The organism is Paracoccus lichenicola (assembly GCF_009708075.1).
Lineage (GTDB): Bacteria > Pseudomonadota > Alphaproteobacteria > Rhodobacterales > Rhodobacteraceae > Paracoccus > Paracoccus lichenicola.
The window spans coordinates 326,177-343,214 of record NZ_WMBT01000003.1 but is presented as its reverse complement, the minus strand read 5'-3'; the positions used below and the strand labels follow the sequence as shown (position 1 = coordinate 343,214).

Genomic DNA, 17,038 nt, shown 5'->3' with positions numbered 1-17,038 from the left:
GATTGAACACGACCAACGGCGCGACAGAAAGGCGGTTTCGGCATCACGAACGGATTGCCCCCGATCGCAGGCGGGGTAGAGTGGCTTTCATGGGACAAGTGCCTGACCTGTCACGGCTGACGCATGACGACATCGCCGCCCTGGCCGGCGGGCGCTGCGACCGCCCGTTCGACATCCTTGGCCCGCACGAAGGCTGGCTGACCGCCTGTGCCTTCTACGGTTTCATGTGGGACGCCTCTGACAAGCCGCTGCACAAGGGCGTGCAGGCGCTGGTGCGCGACCTGAACCATCTTTGCCGCAAGGATGCCGAACCCGACGGGTTCCGGTGGATCGCCACCGACCCCGCGCAATCGGCATTCGCCTGGATCCGGCGCGGCGATGCGGGCGATCCGCCGGTCGTTGTCGCCTGCACCCTCACGCCCGTCCCGCGTCCCGGCTTCCGCATCGGCGTGCCGCAGGCGGGTCCCTGGCGCGAGGCGATCAACACCGATGCGCAGGTCTATGGCAGCAGCGGCATGGGCAACCTGGGCGGGGTCATGGCCCGGGACAAGCCGCAGGACGGTCAGCCCGCCTCGATGGGGATCACGCTGCCGCCCTTGTCGGCCGTGATCCTGGTGGCGGGCAAGGATGGTGAAGGGGAGGATGGTTAATGAGCGAACTGAGACTGACCCGGCGCGCGATGGCCTTTGTTCTGGCCGGGGGGCGCGGCAGCCGATTGAAGGAACTGACCGACCGCCGCGTGAAACCGGCGGTCTATTTCGGCGGCAAGACCCGCATCATCGACTTCGCGTTGTCGAACGCGATGAATTCCGGCATCCGCAAGATCGCGGTGGCCACCCAATACAAGGCCCACAGCCTGATCCGCCACGTCCAGCGCGGCTGGAACTTCTTTCGCGCGGAACGCAACGAATTCATGGACATCCTGCCCGCCAGCCAGCGGTATGACGAATCCATGTGGTATCGCGGCACGGCCGACGCGGTGGCGCAGAACATCGACATCGTGGACAGCTATGACGTGGACTACATCGTCATCCTGGCGGGCGACCACATCTACAAGATGGATTACGAGATCATGCTGCGCGAGCATTGCGAAAGCCGCGCAGATGTCACCATCGGCTGCCTGACCGTGCCCCGGATGGATGCCGTGGCCTTCGGCGTGATGGCGGTGGACGATACCGGGCGCATCACGTCCTTCCTGGAAAAGCCCGCCGATCCGCCGGGGATGCCCGACGATCCCGACAGCGCGCTGGCGTCCATGGGGATCTATGTCTTCAGCTGGCCCTTCCTGCGCGACCTGCTGCTGAAGGATTCCGAGGATCCGAACTCCAGCCACGATTTCGGCCATGACCTGATCCCCGACATCGTCCGGAACGGCAGGGCCATGGCGCACCGCTTCGACGTGTCCTGCGTCCGCGATCCCGGCGCGCCCGCATACTGGAAGGACGTGGGCACGGTGGACGCCTTCTGGAAGGCCAATATCGACCTGACCGACTTCACGCCCGAACTGAACCTGTGGGACCGCGAATGGCCGATCTGGACCTATTCCGAGGCGACGCCGCCCGCCAAGTTCATCCATGACGAAAAGGACCGGCGCGGGATCGCCATATCCTCGATGGTGTCGGGCGGCTGCATCATCTCGGGGACCGAGATCCGCAATTCGCTGCTGTTCACGCAGGTCCACACCAACAGCTATGCCGCGCTGGATCATGTCGTCGCGCTGCCCTATGTCACGGTCCAGCGCCGTGCCCGGCTGACGCGGGCCGTGATCGACCGGGGCGTGGTCATCCCCGAAGGGCTTGTGGTGGGCGAGGATCCGCAGCAAGACGCCAGGTGGTTCCGTGTCAGCGAAGGAGGCATCACCTTGATCACCCAGGACATGCTGGACAGGCGGGCGGCAAGCCTGTGATGCGGGTGCTGTCGATCGCCTCGGAATGCGCGCCGCTGGTCAAGACGGGCGGGCTGGCGGACGTGGCGGGCGCCTTGCCCGCCGCCTTGCGGGCCGAGGGGGTGGGGATGCGGACCCTGCTGCCCGGCTATCCCGCCGTGATGGACGCCCTGCGGGACGTGACCGAGGTCTTCTATTTCCACGACCTGTTCGGCGCGCCCGCGCGGCTTGTGGCCGGCCGGGCGGCGGGGCTGGACCTGCTGGCGATCGACGCGCCCCATCTGTTCGCCCGCCCGGGCAACCCCTACATGGCCCCTGACGGGCGCGACTGGCCGGACAATCCCGAACGCTTTGCCGCCCTGTCCTGGGTCGGCGCGCATGTGGGGGTGCATGGCGCGCTTGGCTGGCATCCGCAGGTGCTGCACGGGCACGACTGGCAGGCGGGTTTCGTGCCCCAGTACCTGCGCCAGATGGGCGGGGGTCCCGCCACGGTGCTGACCATCCACAACATCGCCTTCACGGGGTCCACCGATCCCGGCCGGATCGGGTCGCTGCGTCTTGATCCCTGGCATTTCCACATGGAGGGGTATGAGTTCTATGGCGGCATCTCGGCGCTGAAATCCGGGCTGATGGGCGCGGACGCGCTGACCACCGTGTCGCCCACCTATGCCGCCGAACTGATGACGCCCGAATATGGCATGGGCCTGGACGGGGTGATGCGGCGCCGGCGCGAATCGCTGACCGGCATCCTGAACGGCATCGACCTTGACGCCTGGAACCCCGCCGCCGACCCGGCGATCCGGCCCTATGACAGCCCCGAAGGCAAGGCCGCGAACACTGCCGCCCTGCGGGCCGAGATGGGCCTACCGGATGCAGAGGGTCCGCTCTGCGTGATCGTGTCCCGGATGAGCCACCAGAAGGGTCTCGACCTGGTGCTGGACGCGCTGCCCGCGCTGCTGGACCATGGCGGGCAACTGGCGGTGCTGGGATCGGGGGATGCCGGGCTGGAGCACGCCTTCCGCACCCTGGGCGAACGGAACCCCCAGGTCGCCGTCCGCATCGGCTATGACGAGGCGCTGTCGCACCGGCTGATCGCCGGGGGCGACGCCATCCTGGTCCCCTCGCGGTTCGAGCCGTGCGGGCTGACGCAGATGTACGGGCTGCGCTATGGCACGGTGCCGGTCGTCGCGCTGACCGGGGGGCTGGCCGATACCGTCATCAACGCGTCCCCCGCGGCATTGGCACAAGGGGTCGCGACGGGGCTTCAGTTCTCGCCCGTGACCGTGGGGGCGTTGCAGGGCGCGCTGACGCGGCTGTGCCATCTTTACCGGGACCGCGACACCTGGTCCCGGCTTCAGCGGAACGCGATGGCGCAACCCGTCGGCTGGGACCAGTCGGCCCGCGCCTATGCCGCGCTTTACGCAAGGCTGACGGCGGCTTGATGTCCCACCCGATCACGGCGGGGCATCCCTTCCCGTTGGGCGCATCCTTCGACGGGGGCGGGGTCAACTTCGCCATCTTCTCGCAACACGCCGAGCGGGTGGAGCTGTGCCTGTTCGACGACCGGCACCGCGAAACGCGCATCCCCCTGCCGGAACGCGAGGGGCACATCTGGCACGGATACATCGCCGGGCTGGTCCCGGGGCAGCGATACGGATACCGCGTCCACGGCCCTTATCGCCCCCGGGACGGGCACCGCTTCAACCCCAACAAGCTGCTGATCGACCCCTATGCCCGGCGCCTGACAGGTCCCCCGCGCATCCACGACGCGCTGATGGGATACCGCGCGGGCCACGCGGACGCGGACCTGTCCTTCGACCGTCGCGACAGCGCCGCCCACATGCCGCGCTGCGTGGTGGTGGACCCGGCCTTCAGCTGGGGCGAGGATCGCCCGCCGCGCACCCCCCTGACGGATACGGTGATCTACGAGGCGCATGTGAAGGGCCTGACCATGCTGCACCCCGGGGTGCCCCATCCCGGCACCTTCCTGGCCTTGTCCTCGGACCCGATCCTGGACCACCTGACCGCCCTGGGCGTCACGGCCATCGAGCTGCTGCCCGTCCATGCCTTTGCCGACGACCGCGCCCTCGCCGCCCGGGGGCTGACGAACTACTGGGGCTACATGTCCTATGGCTTCTTCGCGCCCGATCCGCGCTACATGCAGGCGGGCGACATCGCCGAGTTCCAGCAGATGGTCGCGCGCTTTCACCAGGCCGGGATCGAGGTGATCCTGGACGTGGTCTATAACCACACCGCCGAGGGGGACGAGCTTGGCCCGACGCTGTGTTTCCGGGGCATCGACAACGCCGCCTATTACCGGCTGAAGGACGACCGGCGCTTCTACGTCAACGATGCGGGCACCGGCAATGTCCTGGATCTCGACAACCCCTTCGCGCTGCGGCTGGTGATGGATTCGCTGCGATACTGGGTCGAGGCGATGCATGTGGACGGCTTCCGCTTCGATCTGTGTTCGGTCCTGGGCCGCACGCGCGGCGTCTTCGATCCCGACGGGCCGTTCTTCCGCGCGGTGCGGCAGGATCCGGTCCTGAACCGCGTCAAGCTGATCGCGGAACCCTGGGATCTGGGCGAGGGGGGCTATCAACTGGGCGCATACCCTGCGCCCTTCTGCGAATGGAACGACCGCTTCCGCGACGGGGTGCGGGCCTTCTGGCGCGGGGATGGCGGGCAGATCGGCACCCTGGCCAAGCGCATCGCGGGATCGGCGGCGCGGTTCGACCATGACGGGCGGGCGGCCACGTCATCCGTCAACTTCATCGCCGCCCATGACGGCTTCACCCTGATGGATACCGTCAGCTACGCCGCCAAGCATAACGAGGCCAATGGCGAGGGGAACCGCGACGGCCACGGCCACAACCTGTCGGGCAACATGGGCGTCGAAGGCCCGACCGACGACCCCGCCATCCGCGCCCGCCGCGACCGCCGCCGCCGCAACCTGATGGCCACGCTGCTGCTGAGCCAGGGCACCCCGATGATCCTGGCGGGCGACGAGCTTGGCAATTCGCAGGGGGGCAACAACAACGCCTATTGCCAGGACAATCCCGTCGGCTGGGTGGATTGGGACGGGGCGGACCCGGCCTTTCTGGATTTCTGCCGCCGGGTGATCGCCTTCCGCAAGGCCCAGCCGATCCTGCGCCAGCGCCGTTTCCTGCACAGCCAGCCGCGCGAACAGGACGGGCTGGCCGACCTGTTCTGGCGGCGCGCCGACGGCCAGCCGATGACGCTGGCCGACTGGTCCGACCCCCATGCGCGGCTGCTGGCGGCGGAACTGCGCATGGCCTCGGGGACGCCCGCCTATGCGGCGCTGCCGGGCGCGGTCTTCCTGGTCCTGAACAACAGTCCCGACGCGACCGTGCGTCTGCCCGACCCCCCGGGGGGCGGCCATTGGCAAAGGCGGCTGGACAGCGCGCGGGACGACATCCCGGACCGGCCGGCCGGCGCGGCCGAGCCGATCGCGGCGGAAAGCGTCGTGGCCTTCGTGCTGTGCGGGCCGGCAGCGGATGCCTGACTTGCAGGCTTTCGGAAGGGGCAGGGCATCCGCCAGGCAGGCAGCCGCAAGACGCGGCGGCAGGGAATCAGGCAAGGCCTTTTCAACCGCCCCGAAAGCTGGCAACAAAAACCGGCCCGGCGGCGGCATCGCCCCGGCGCCATCGCCCGAATGTCCCCCTTTTTTCCGCCCCTGCGAGGCTTGATGTTGAAAACTCCTCCGACGGCATTGGCCCTGCGCGACCAGATCCTCCACCACCTGACCCACAGCCAGGGGCGCGGGGCGGAATTCGCCACGACCTTCGACTGGCGGCTGGCCGTCAGCTATGCGGTGCGCGACCTGATCGCGGGAACCTGGGTCGATGCCTTCCGCGCCGCGCGCGACCAGGGGGCCAAGCGCGTCTGCTATCTGTCGATGGAATTCCTGATCGGGCGGATCCTGGATGACGCGATCATCAACCTGCGGCTGGAAAGGCCCATGGAGGAGGCGCTGCGGATGCTGGGTCTCGACCGGCAGGAAATCCTGGACAACGAACCCGACGCCGCGCTCGGCAACGGCGGCCTGGGGCGGCTGGCGGCCTGCTTCATGGAATCGCTGTCGTCGCTGCAATGCCCGGCCTTCGGCTATGGCATCCGCTATGAACACGGGTTGTTCCGCCAGCGGTTCGAGGGCGGCCAGCAGGTCGAGACGCCCGAGGACTGGCTGAACCAGCCCCACCCCTGGGAATTCGTCAAGCTCGACTACAGCTACGAGGTGGGCTTCAAGGGGCATGTCGAAACCGTCGATGGCCGGGCCGTCTGGCATCCCGGCGAAAGCGTGATCGCGCGCGCCTATGACACGCCGGTCGTCGGCTGGGGCGGCCACTGGGCCAACACCCTGCGCCTGTGGGGGGCGCATCCGACGACGCTGCTGGACCTGCACCGCTTCAACGCGGGCGACCACACGGCGGCGGCGGAACCCGAGGCCCTGGCCCGCACCCTGTCGCGCGTGCTTTACCCCGACGACACGACGGACGCGGGCAAGGAGTTGCGGCTGAAGCAGGAATATTTCCTGACGGCGGCGTCCCTGCAGGACATCCTGCGGCGCTTCCTGCAGGAACATGGCGACCTGCAGCTGCTGCCCGACAAGGTGGCGATGCAGCTCAACGACACCCATCCCGCGATCGCCGGGCCGGAACTGATCCGCCTGCTGATGGACGACCACGGCCTGTCCTTCGAGGGGGCGCATGACCTGGCGCAGCGCACGCTGAACTATACCAACCACACCCTGATGCCCGAGGCGCTGGAGCGGTGGTCCACCTGGCTTCTGGGCGGCGTGCTGCCCCGCCACATGCAGATCATCCAGATGATCGACGATCATCACCGCGCGACCAGCCACCGTCCCCCCCATGTCGGCATCGTCCGGCACGACCAGGTGCACATGGGCGAGCTGGCCTTCATCATGGCGGGCAAGGTGAACGGCGTTTCGGCGCTGCATACCGAACTGGTCAAGGACACGGTCTTTGCCGACCTGCACAGGCTGCATCCCGACCGGATCGTGAACCAGACCAACGGCGTCACCCCCCGCCGCTGGCTGCGCATGGCCAATCCGGGCCTGGCGCAGCTTCTGGACGACACCATCGGCGAGGGCTGGACGGCCGACCTGGAACAGCTGCGCGGCCTGGAACCCCATGCCGAGGACGCGGGCTTCCGCGAGACGCTTGGCCAGGTCAAGCGCGCCAACAAGGTGTGGCTGTCGAACGGCGTGCTGGCGAACCTTGGGATCAAGGCCGACCCGGACGCGATCTTCGACATCCAGGTCAAGCGCATCCACGAATACAAGCGCCAGCTTCTGAACATCCTGGAAGCCATCGCCCTGTGGAAGCGCATCCATGACGATCCGAATGGCGACTGGACGCCGCGCATCAAGATCTTCGGCGGCAAGGCGGCCCCGGCATACTGGCTGGCGAAATCGGTGATCCACCTGATCAACGACGTGGCCGCGACCATCAACAGCGATCCGGTCACGTCGAAATACCTCCAGATCGCCTATCCGCCGAACTACAACGTCTCGATGGCCGAGGATCTGATCCCCGCCGCCGACCTGTCCGAACAGATCAGCACCGCGGGGAAAGAGGCCTCGGGCACCGGCAACATGAAGTTCACCATGAACGGCGCCTTGACCATTGGCACGCTGGACGGGGCGAACGTGGAAATCCGCGAGCTGGTCGGGACCGAGAACTTCTTCCTGTTCGGCCTGACGGCGGAAGGGGCCGCGGCCGAGACCGCCACCCCCGGCCATGCCCGCCGCGCCATCGAGAAAAGCGAGGATCTGCGTGCCGCGCTGCACCTGATCGCCGAAGGGCGCTTTGGCCGGGCCGAAAGCTATTACACGCTGCTGGACCGGACCTGGAACGACGATCCCTTCCTGGTCGCCAGCGATTTCGACGACTACTTCGCCACGCAGCGGCGCGTCGATACGGCCTATCGCGACAGCGCGTCCTGGGACCGGATGGCGGCGCTCAACATCGCGCGGTCGGGGTTCTTCTCCTCGGACCGGACGATCCGGGGATACATGACCGACATCTGGAACGTGCTGCCGGTGGCGATCTGACCCTGCGGTCAAGGGGAACCTGTCAAGGCGGGATCAGGAAATGCATCGCATTTCCCGCGCCCTTTGTCCGATGCTGCAACCAAAGACGGTGAAGCCCTGCGACCACGGAAGGCCGGCGCCCGCCCCGAGGAGGGGGGGGCGTGAAGCGCCCGCTTGGGGGCGGGGCGGGCGCTGGCCGGGCCTTTGAAGCCCGGCGGTTCCGGTTGCGATGTTGTGACGTGGCGAAGGCGATGGCCTTCGCCAAATCAGGTCACTCCAGCCCCATCCGCCGCCTCACACCGTTCTCCAATCCCTGGAACCCGTGGTGGATCAGCACCGCCAGGATGCCCACGACCAACCCGCCCTGCAGGACAAAGGCGGTGTTCGAGGACAGAAGCCCGGCGATGATGACCTCGCCCAGGGTGCGGGCGGCGACGGTGGATCCGATAGTCGCCGTTCCCAGCGAGATCACGGCGGTCAGCCGCATCCCCGCCAGCAGCAGGGGCAGGGCCAGCGGCAGGTCGATCTGCCACAGCCTTTGGCCCGGCGTCAGGCCCATGCCGCGCGCGGCATCAATGATGGCGGGCGGCTGGCCGGTCAGCCCGGCCAGCGCCGTCTCGAAGACGGGCAGCAGGCCATAAAGGAACAGCGCCACCAGCGTCGGCCCGGTGCCGAAGCCCAGGACCGGCACCGCCAGCGCCAGCACCGCGACGGGCGGAAAGGTCTGGCCCACAGCGGTGACGGTGCGGGCGAGCGGCAGGAACTCTCGCCCCGCGCGCCGCGTGACCAGGATCGCCAGCGCCAGTCCGACGACGGTCGAGGCCGCGACGGCAACCGCCACGATGGCCAGGTGCGACAAGGTCAGCGACAGAAGGCTGGTCTGCGCATAGATCGCCGGGGCGTTGTTGCGGGTGAAGGGCTGGAACAGCGGGGCGAAGCTGGCGGGCGAGACCAGGAAACCCAGCAGGAACAGCCCGGCCCCCGCCAGCAGGATGCGGCCGGTCATGGGTGGCGGGCCTGCGCGCGCAGGGCGTCCAGCGTGACCACGCCGCCGCCTTCGACGGGCAGGGCGGACCGGCCGCTCCACAGGCATTCGGCCAGGGCGTCGCGCAGGGTGGCGCCGGGGGCGATGGGCGCGCCTTCGGCCTCGCCCGGGACCGCGATGGCGCCGACCGGGATCAGCGACAGCAGCCGCAGCGCCCGGTCCGCCGTGCCGATCAGGTCGGCCACGAAGGGCGTCGCCGGATCGGTCAGGATGCGCGCGGGCCTGTCGTCCTGCAGCAGCTTGCCGTGATCCATGACGGCGATGCGGTCGCCCAGGGCCACGGCTTCGGCCATGTCGTGGGTCACCAGGATCAGCGTGGTGCCAAGGCGGCGCTGGATGTCCTTGAGGTCGGCCTGCGCCTTGGCGCGGATCAGCGGGTCCAGCGCGCCGAAGGGTTCGTCCATCAAGAGCAGGTCGGGCCTGGCGGCCAAGGCGCGGGCCACGCCCACGCGCTGCGCCTGGCCGCCGGACAGCTGGTGCGGCATCCGGTCGCGGAACGCCGCCGGGTCCATCTGGAACAGGTCCAGCAGTTCCTCGACACGCGCGGCAATCCGCGCGCGCGGCCAGCCCAGCAGGCGCGGCACGGTGGCGATGTTCTGCGCGACCGTGCGGTGCGGGAACAGCCCGTGGCCCTGGATGGCATAGCCGATCCGGCGGCGCAGCAGATGGGCGGGCAGGGTGGCGGTGTCCACGCCCTCGATCAGCACGCGGCCCGACGACGGCTCGACCAGGCGGTTGATCATGCGCAGAAGCGTGGTCTTGCCCGACCCCGAGGTGCCGACCAGCACCAGAAGCTGTCCCCGCTCCACGGTCAGGCTGACATCGTCCACCACCGGCATCCCGGCGTAAAGGCGGGTCAGGTTGCGGATCTCGATCATGCCGGAACCCGGCGCGCGCCCTGGACCAGCAGGTCCAGCGCGATCCCGGCGACCAGGGCCAGCGCGATGGTCGGCAACGCCCCCAGCAGGACCAGATCCATGGCCGTCTGGTTCAGCCCCTGAAAGACGAAGGTGCCGAAGCCGCCACCCCCGATCAGCCCGGCGATCACCGCAAGGCCGATGTTCTGGACCAGCACGATCCGCACCGCGGCCAGCAGCACCGGCAGCGCCAGCGGCACCAGCACCTGCGCCAGCACCTGCGCCCGCGTCATGCCCAGGCCGATGGCCGCGTCCCGCGTGGCGGCGGGCACGCCCGACAGCCCCGCCAGCGTGTTCGACACGACCGGCAGCAGGGAATACAGAAACAGCGCCACCAGCGCCGGAAAGACGCCGATGCCCGACACGCCCGCCCGCGCCGCGCCCGGCACCGTCGCGGCCACCCAGCCCAGGACCGGGATCATGATCCCGAACAGCGCCAGCGAGGGGATGGTCTGCAGGATGTTCAGCACGCCCAGAACCGGCCCGCGCAGGCGTGGCGCCTGGAAGATCGCGATGCCTGCCGGGATGCCGACGATCAGCGCCAGCCCCAGCGATCCGAAGGCCAGCGCCAGATGGGCCTGCGCCTCGCGCCCGAACAGGTCGCGACGGCTGGCATATTCGCGCATCACCGAAACGCCGTCCAGCGCGCCCGAGACGAGGATCGCCGCCGCCAGCGCCAGCGCGCCCGCCAGCATCTGCCAGCGCAGCGCCAGGCCCGGTTTCAGCCGGTTCACCGCATCGGTCCCCATCAACCCGAAGGCCAGCAGCAACAGCCAGAAGCCCGAGGCAGGGGCGACACGGGCCAGGGCGTTGCCCGGCGGCACGAGATGCGCCGCCGCCGCGCCCAGCGACAGGATCACCCCGGCCAGCCCCGCCGCCGCGACCGCCAGCCGCAGCGCGGCAGGCCAGCGCGGGGCGCAGGCGGCGATCAGGACAACGGCCACCGCGCCCGTTATGGCAAGACCCTGGGGCAGCGCCAAAAGACCGACCCCCTCGCCCGGGACGATCCGGTTCGGCTTGAACTGCACCAGCGGCAGCGCCAGCCCCGCCAGCCCGATCAGGGCGAACAGGACGGCGGGCGGCTGAAGGCGCGCCACAGGGATCAGTCCAGGAAGCCCGCCTGCGTCAGGTAGTCCTGGGCGACGGCGGCGGCAGGCTCGCCCCCGACCTGGATGCGGCCGTTCAGCGTTTGCAGCGTTTGCAGCGTCAGCGAGGCGAAGATCGGCTCCAGCACTTCGGCAATCTGCGGATGCGCCTCCAGCACCGGGGCGCGGACGATGGGGGCGGGCTGATAGACGGGCTGGACGGCCTTGTCGTCCTCCATCACCAGCAGCCCGGCCTCGGCGATCGCGCCGTCGGTGCCATAGACCATCGCCGCGTTCACGCCCGAGGTCCCCTGCGCCGCCGCCGCGATGGTCGCCGCCGTGTCGCCGCCCGCAAGCTGCACAAGCTGGTCGGGGGTCAGGGTGAAGCCATAGGTCTGCTGGAAGGCGGGCAGGGCCGCGGGCGAGGTCACGAATTCGCTGGAGGCCGCCAGTTTCACCTGCCCCCCGCCCGCGATCCATGCCCCCATCTGCGACATGGTGGTCAGGCCGTTCTGCTCGGCCACGTCCTGGCGCAGGGCGATGGCCCAGGTGTTGTTGGCGGGCGAGGGGGTCAGCCAGACGATGTCGTTCTGCTGCTTGTCCAGTTCCGCCACGCGGGCATAGCCCTGGGCCGCGTCCTTCCAGACCGGACTGTCCCCCTCGTTGAAGAAGAAGGCGCCGTTGGCCGTGTATTCGGGATAGATGTCGATCTGGCCCGCCACGATGGCGTCGCGCATGATCGGCGTGCCGCCCAGTTGCAGCCGGTCCTGCACCGGCAGCCCGGCGTCCCGCAGCGCCAGCAGGATCATGTTGCCCAGAAGCCCGCCCTCGGTGTCGATCTTCGAGGACACGACGATGTCCTGCGCGGCCAGGGGCGTTGCCGCCATCAGCAGGGTGGCGACAAGCGGGGCGAAACGGAACATGGGCAGCACTCCTGACAAGGGACAGGGGCAAGACGCCCCGGCCCGGGCAGGGTTCCCTCAAATCCGTGACGGGTCAACCGCCAAAGCTGCGGCTGCCGCCGGTCGCCCCGATCCCCCCGCGAGAGGCCGCGGTGGCCCGCGACATCGGCGCCTGGCCCGCGGTCGCGGCGGGCCGGGCGAACTGGCTGCTGTTCAGCGCGGCCCGGCCCGTGTTGGAGGAAAACGTGCTGGTGCGCGCGGCATTGGTATAGCCGCCCTGGGGCGTGCGATACATCGGCTGGGACCGCGACAATCCGCCGCCCCCCAGCATGGACCCGATCAGGTATCCCGCCAGCAGCGGCATGAAGATGCCGCCCGCGCCGCCGCCGGTCTGTTGCGCCTCGGACCCGCAATTGCCGACGCCGTGCTGTTCCTCGCAGACCTGAAGGCTGTCATAGCGGGGGGCGGATTCGACGTGCAGCTGTTCGGCCTCGGCGAAGGACTGGCGGCATTCGTCGGCGGTGAACAGCCCGCCTTCGTCGGCGGCAGTCAGGCAGGCGTCCAGATTGGGAAAGGCCTGGGCCTCGACCTGTTCCTCGCGGCAGCCGGCGATGGCGAAGCTGGCGGCACCCAGGATGCTCAGCGCGACGGTCCTGGAACGTTTCCTCATGGCCTTCCTCCCTTAGCCCGCGATGAAATGCGGCTTGAAGCGCGACAAGTCCTGCGTGATGCGCGCCCGGTCCTCTCGCAACCCCATGCCCACGCAAGCATCGCCCACGATCCAGGCGCCGACGATGGGCCGGAAGCCGTCAAAGTCGGGCAGGGCCGCATAGGCCTGGACGATGCGCGGATGGTCGTCATAATCGGTATTTGGTGAGGCTTCGGTCACTTCGCCAGCCTCGACGATGCTGACGCCCGCGCCTTCGCGCGAAAAGATCGGCTTGACCACATGGCCGCGCTTGAACTGGTCGGCAACCTTGCCGAAGGCGTCGGCCACGGCAGGCACCGGACGCCCGCCCGCGACAAGCGCATCGGCCACGTCGTCGGCGAAGAAGGCAGGCAGCAGGTTGGGATGGCCTTCGAACATCTGCCACAGCACGGGCAGGATCCCCTTGTTCGACACCAGCGCCTTCCAGGCGGGTTCCAGGAACAGGCAACCCGATCCCCGGATATGGCGCGCGTAATCGTCGCGCAGCAGATCCTCCCACGGATACAGCTTGAACAGCGTGCCGATCACCCGGTCCTGGTCATCCACAAACTGGCCCTGCTTGGTAACGCCCAGCTTGTCCAGGTCGCTGTAATGTGCGCCCATCCCGGCCTCTCGCGCGGCCCAGGCCATGGCCTCGACGGTGGCGTAATCCTCGGGGTTGTTCGCCACGGCGGTGAAGTGGATGTCGGTGTTCCGGTCGAACAGCGCGCGAAAGCGTTCGACCAGCGCCTCGTGGATGCCGTTGAACTGGTCGGCCCCGCGCGGCAGCACGCCTGCGGCCAACTGATCCTCCAGCCATTGCCACTGGAAGGCCGCGCTTTCGTACAGCGCCGTCGGCGTGTCGGCGTTATATTCCAGAAGCTTCGCCGGACCGGTGCCGTCATAGGCCAGATCCAGGCGGCCATAGATTTCCGGCTCGTTCCTGCGCCAACTGTCGGAGATCAGGTCGCGGTGCTGCGCGGGGATGCCCAGCCGGTCCATCATCCGTTCGCTGGCGACGATCTCGGCCACGGCATCGCGGCACATCGCGTGCAGGTCCGATGAGGGATCCTCGATGTCGTCCTCGATCTGCCGCAGCGTGAACTGGTAGGCCGAGGTTTCGTCCCAGTAAGGCTCGCCATGCATGTCGGCGAAGGTGAAGCCCACCTCTTTTGCGGTGTCGCGCCAATGGGGCCGTTCGGGAAGGGTGATCTTTTGCATGAGGGAATCTGTAGCGCGGGATGGGGGACGGGGCCAGAGGGAACGCGCTTCAACCGCCCAGCGGTCCCGGTCGTCGTTCCTCGGACAGCATGACGTTCGCCTCGACCTGACCCACGCCGGGCAGGGTCATGATGCGGCGGCGCAGGATGCGTTCGAAATCGGAAATGTCGCGGGCGGTGATGCGCAACCGGTAATCGAACTGGCCCAGCACGTGCTGGACGGTCTGCACCTCGGGGATGGCGGTCACGGCGCGCTCGAAATCCTCGAGCGACGTGCGGCCCTTGGCGGCCAAGCGGATGCCCAGGAAGACCGTGACGCCAAAGCCCAGGGCGGCATTGTCCACGATCACCCGCCGCCCGGCCAGGATGCCGGCATCGGACAGCCGCCTGATGCGGCGCCAGGCGGCGGGCTGGCCGATGCCGATGACCCGACCCACTTCGGCCGCGCTTTTGGTGGCATCAGCGGCCAGGATGCGCAGGATCGCCAGGTCGGTCGCGTCCAGATCCGTCACAACGGCAGTTCCCCGCTGTCCTTGATGGTGGAAACCAGCATCAGCGCGTCGCTGTCGGACACATGCGGCAGGGTCAGGATCCGGTCGCGATAGATCCCCTGCCAATGCGCCATGTCCCGCGCGATCACCGACAGGCGCAGGTCCACGCTGCCCAGGAAGGTCTGGATTTCCGTCACCTCGGGCACCTTGCGCGCGGCGGCGATGAATTCGTCGAAGGCGCGGGGGTTGGTCTTGTCCAGCGTGAAGCGCAGGCTGACCTGCACCTCGTATCCCAGCGCGCGCCAGTCGATGCGGGACTGGATGGCGGCGATCACCCCCGTCTCGCGCAGCTTTTCCAGCCGCCGCCACAGGCTGGCGGGCGCCACGCCCGCGCGTTCGGCCAGGGCGGCGCTTGGCGCCTCGGGATCGGCCAGCAGGTGGCGCAAGATGCGGTGGTCGGTGGCGTCTGGCATGGATTTTTCATCATCTGGAAAGAAGCGGCATGATCATAGCCGATCCGGGGCGATTGGCGAGAGGATAGATGCCGACATGCCGCCAAGCTCCGCTAGAACCGTTTCCATCAAGAGAGAAAGGGACCAACCCATGCGCGTTTACTATGACCGCGATTGCGACGTGAACCTGATCAAGGACAAGAAGGTCGCGATCCTGGGCTATGGCAGCCAAGGCCACGCCCATGCGCTGAACCTGCGCGATTCGGGCGCCAAGAACGTCGTCGTCGCCCTGCGCGAGGGCAGCCCGTCCGCGAAGAAGGCCGAAGGCGAGGGCCTGAAGGTGATGGGCATCGCCGAGGCCGCGGCCTGGTGCGACCTGATCATGTTCACCATGCCGGACGAGTTGCAGGCCGAAACCTACAGGAAATACGTCCACGACAACCTGCGCGAAGGCGCGGCGATCGCCTTTGCCCATGGCCTGAACGTGCATTTCGGCCTGATCGAGCCGAAGCCCGGCGTCGATGTCATCATGATGGCGCCCAAGGGTCCGGGCCACACCGTGCGCGGCGAATACGTCAAGGGCGGCGGCGTGCCCTGCCTGGTGGCGGTCCACCGGGACGCGACCGGCAAGGCGATGGATCTGGGCCTGTCCTATTGCTCGGCCATCGGCGGCGGGCGGTCCGGCATCATCGAGACGAACTTCCGCGAGGAATGCGAAACCGACCTGTTCGGCGAACAGGCGGTGCTGTGCGGCGGGTTGGTCGAGCTGATCCGCCTGGGCTTCGAGACGCTGGTGGAAGCCGGCTATGAACCCGAGATGGCCTATTTCGAGTGCTTGCACGAGGTGAAGCTGATCGTGGACCTGATCTATGAAGGCGGCATCGCCAACATGGACTATTCCATCAGCAACACGGCGGAATACGGCCAGTATGTCACCGGCCCGCGCATCCTGCCCTACGAGGAAACCAAGGCCCGCATGAAGGCGGTGCTGGAGGACATCCAGCGCGGCAAGTTCGTGCGCGACTTCATGCTGGAAAACGCGGTGGGCCAGCCGACGTTGAAGGCCTCGCGCCGCGCCAATGACGAACACCAGATCGAGAAGGTGGGCGCCAAGCTGCGCGAGATGATGCCCTGGATTTCCAAGGGCAAGATGGTGGACCGCGCGCGGAACTGATCCGTTTCGCCAAAGCCGGGGGTTTTCCACCCCCCTGCCTGCCGCATGGCGGCAGGCGTTCGCCGCTGAAAAAGGTCCACTGGACCTTTTTCCGGGCGCGTCTCACCCCGAGGATATTTAGCGTCCAAAGCAGGCCTGCGACGGACCGAAAATATCCTGGGGGGAGTCCGAAGGACGGGGGGCAACGCCCCCCTTCTTATTCTGCGCCGATCTTGTCCTGCGTCCGGGTCTGAAAGTCGCTGGCGTCGTGGCGTTCCCACAATTGCTGCGACGGATCGCCCCCCGTCTTGTTCACCATGATCCCGCGCTGCACGGCAGGGCGCGTCGCGATCTCGTCATGCCAGCGGCGGACGTTTTCGTAGATGCCCGCATCCAGGAAGGTCGCTGCGTCGCCGTAAAGCTTGCCCGCGACGATCTGCCCGTACCAGGGCCAGATCGCCATGTCGGCGATGGAATAATCGTCCCCCGCCATGAAGCGGTTCTGGGCCAGATGCCGGTTCAGCACGTCCAGTTGGCGCTTGGCCTCCATCGTGTAGCGGTCGATGGCGTATTCGATCTTGACCGGGGCATAGGCATAGAAATGCCCGAAGCCGCCGCCCAAGAAGGGGGCGGACCCCATCTGCCAGAACAGCCAGTTCATCGCCTCGGTCCGCGCCGCGGGATCGGCGGGCAGGAAGGCGCCGAACTTCTCGGCCAGATAGACCAGGATGGACCCCGACTCGAACACCCGGCGCGGCGGGGTCACGGAATGGTCCATCAGCGCAGGGATCTTGGAATTCGGGTTCGCCGCCACGAAGCCGCTGCCGAACTGGTCGCCTTCGTTGATGCGGATCAGCCAGGCGTCGTATTCGGCGTCGAAGCCTGCTTCCAGCAGCTCCTCCAGCATGATCGTGACCTTCTGCCCGTTGGGCGTGGCCAGCGAATAAAGCTGCAAGGGATGCTTGCCCACCGGCAGATCCTTGTCATGGGTCGGGCCTGCCACGGGGCGGTTGATGCTGGCGAACTGGCCGCCGTTCTCGCCCTTCTGGGTCCACACCTTTGGCGGGGTATAATCGTCGGTCATGACGCCTCCTCAACGCTGGTTCGGGCGCAGGATGCGTGGG

General features: G+C 68.0%; 15 protein-coding genes. 6 read left to right on the top strand and 9 right to left on the bottom strand.

The window, feature by feature from the left end:
* Positions 1 to 89: 89 nt before the first annotated feature.
* From GIY56_RS07860 to GIY56_RS07840, 5 genes are all read left to right on the top strand, one after another.
* Positions 90 to 650, top strand: coding sequence for an alpha amylase C-terminal domain-containing protein (locus GIY56_RS07860; RefSeq protein ID WP_154764255.1), 561 nt, complete (start codon positions 90 to 92; stop codon positions 648 to 650).
* Positions 650 to 1,906: a glucose-1-phosphate adenylyltransferase gene (glgC, locus tag GIY56_RS07855; protein WP_154764254.1), complete on the top strand. Its 1,257-nt coding sequence runs from the start codon at positions 650 to 652 to the stop codon at positions 1,904 to 1,906. The genes GIY56_RS07860 and glgC overlap by 1 nt, the downstream gene beginning before the upstream one ends.
* On the top strand, positions 1,906 to 3,327 hold the full coding sequence (gene glgA, locus GIY56_RS07850) for a glycogen synthase GlgA (protein WP_154764253.1): 1,422 nt from the start codon (positions 1,906 to 1,908) through the stop codon (positions 3,325 to 3,327). The genes glgC and glgA overlap by 1 nt, the downstream gene beginning before the upstream one ends.
* Positions 3,327 to 5,411, top strand: coding sequence for a glycogen debranching protein GlgX (gene glgX, locus GIY56_RS07845; RefSeq protein WP_154764252.1), 2,085 nt, complete (start codon positions 3,327 to 3,329; stop codon positions 5,409 to 5,411). The genes glgA and glgX overlap by 1 nt, the downstream gene beginning before the upstream one ends.
* A gap of 183 nt (positions 5,412 to 5,594) precedes the next feature.
* Positions 5,595 to 7,982 carry a glycogen/starch/alpha-glucan phosphorylase gene (locus GIY56_RS07840; protein ID WP_154764251.1) on the top strand — a complete coding sequence of 796 codons (2,388 nt, stop codon included), beginning with the start codon at positions 5,595 to 5,597 and terminating at the stop codon, positions 7,980 to 7,982.
* A gap of 250 nt (positions 7,983 to 8,232) precedes the next feature.
* Here GIY56_RS07840 and GIY56_RS07835 read toward each other — a convergent pair whose 3' ends face one another.
* From GIY56_RS07835 to GIY56_RS07800, 8 genes are all read right to left on the bottom strand, one after another.
* Positions 8,233 to 8,967: an ABC transporter permease gene (locus GIY56_RS07835; protein WP_154764250.1), complete on the bottom strand. Its 735-nt coding sequence runs from the start codon at positions 8,965 to 8,967 to the stop codon at positions 8,233 to 8,235.
* Positions 8,964 to 9,884, bottom strand: a complete 921-nt coding sequence (locus tag GIY56_RS07830) for an ABC transporter ATP-binding protein (protein ID WP_154764249.1) — start codon at positions 9,882 to 9,884, stop codon at positions 8,964 to 8,966. The genes GIY56_RS07835 and GIY56_RS07830 overlap by 4 nt, the downstream gene beginning before the upstream one ends.
* Entirely contained in the window at positions 9,881 to 11,020 is a 1,140-nt protein-coding gene (locus GIY56_RS07825) for an ABC transporter permease (protein WP_328288478.1), read from the bottom strand. Before GIY56_RS07825 ends, GIY56_RS07830 begins: the two co-directional genes overlap by 4 nt.
* Positions 11,021 to 11,025: 5 nt before the next feature.
* Entirely contained in the window at positions 11,026 to 11,931 is a 906-nt protein-coding gene (osmF, locus tag GIY56_RS07820) for a glycine betaine ABC transporter substrate-binding protein OsmF (protein WP_154764248.1), read from the bottom strand.
* Between the two features lie 73 nt (positions 11,932 to 12,004).
* A complete protein-coding gene (locus GIY56_RS07815) occupies positions 12,005 to 12,580 on the bottom strand; it encodes a DUF1190 domain-containing protein (RefSeq protein WP_154764247.1) in 576 nt (191 codons plus the stop codon).
* Positions 12,581 to 12,592: 12 nt separating this feature from the next.
* The gene (locus GIY56_RS07810; RefSeq protein ID WP_154764246.1) at positions 12,593 to 13,819 is read right to left on the bottom strand and encodes a glutathionylspermidine synthase family protein; all 1,227 of its coding nucleotides are present in this window, start codon (positions 13,817 to 13,819) and stop codon (positions 12,593 to 12,595) included.
* Positions 13,820 to 13,868: 49 nt separating this feature from the next.
* The gene (locus tag GIY56_RS07805) at positions 13,869 to 14,330 is read right to left on the bottom strand and encodes an Lrp/AsnC family transcriptional regulator (protein ID WP_328288477.1); all 462 of its coding nucleotides are present in this window, start codon (positions 14,328 to 14,330) and stop codon (positions 13,869 to 13,871) included.
* The gene (locus tag GIY56_RS07800; protein ID WP_154764245.1) at positions 14,327 to 14,782 is read right to left on the bottom strand and encodes an Lrp/AsnC family transcriptional regulator; all 456 of its coding nucleotides are present in this window, start codon (positions 14,780 to 14,782) and stop codon (positions 14,327 to 14,329) included. The genes GIY56_RS07805 and GIY56_RS07800 overlap by 4 nt, the downstream gene beginning before the upstream one ends.
* A gap of 130 nt (positions 14,783 to 14,912) precedes the next feature.
* On the opposite strand from GIY56_RS07800, the gene ilvC reads away from it, so the two are divergent.
* Entirely contained in the window at positions 14,913 to 15,935 is a 1,023-nt protein-coding gene (ilvC, locus tag GIY56_RS07795) for a ketol-acid reductoisomerase (protein WP_154764244.1), read from the top strand.
* 196 nt (positions 15,936 to 16,131) lie between these two features.
* Here ilvC and yghU read toward each other — a convergent pair whose 3' ends face one another.
* Positions 16,132 to 16,998, bottom strand: coding sequence for a glutathione-dependent disulfide-bond oxidoreductase (gene yghU / locus GIY56_RS07790; protein ID WP_154764243.1), 867 nt, complete (start codon positions 16,996 to 16,998; stop codon positions 16,132 to 16,134).
* Between the last annotated feature and the right edge of the window lie 40 nt (positions 16,999 to 17,038).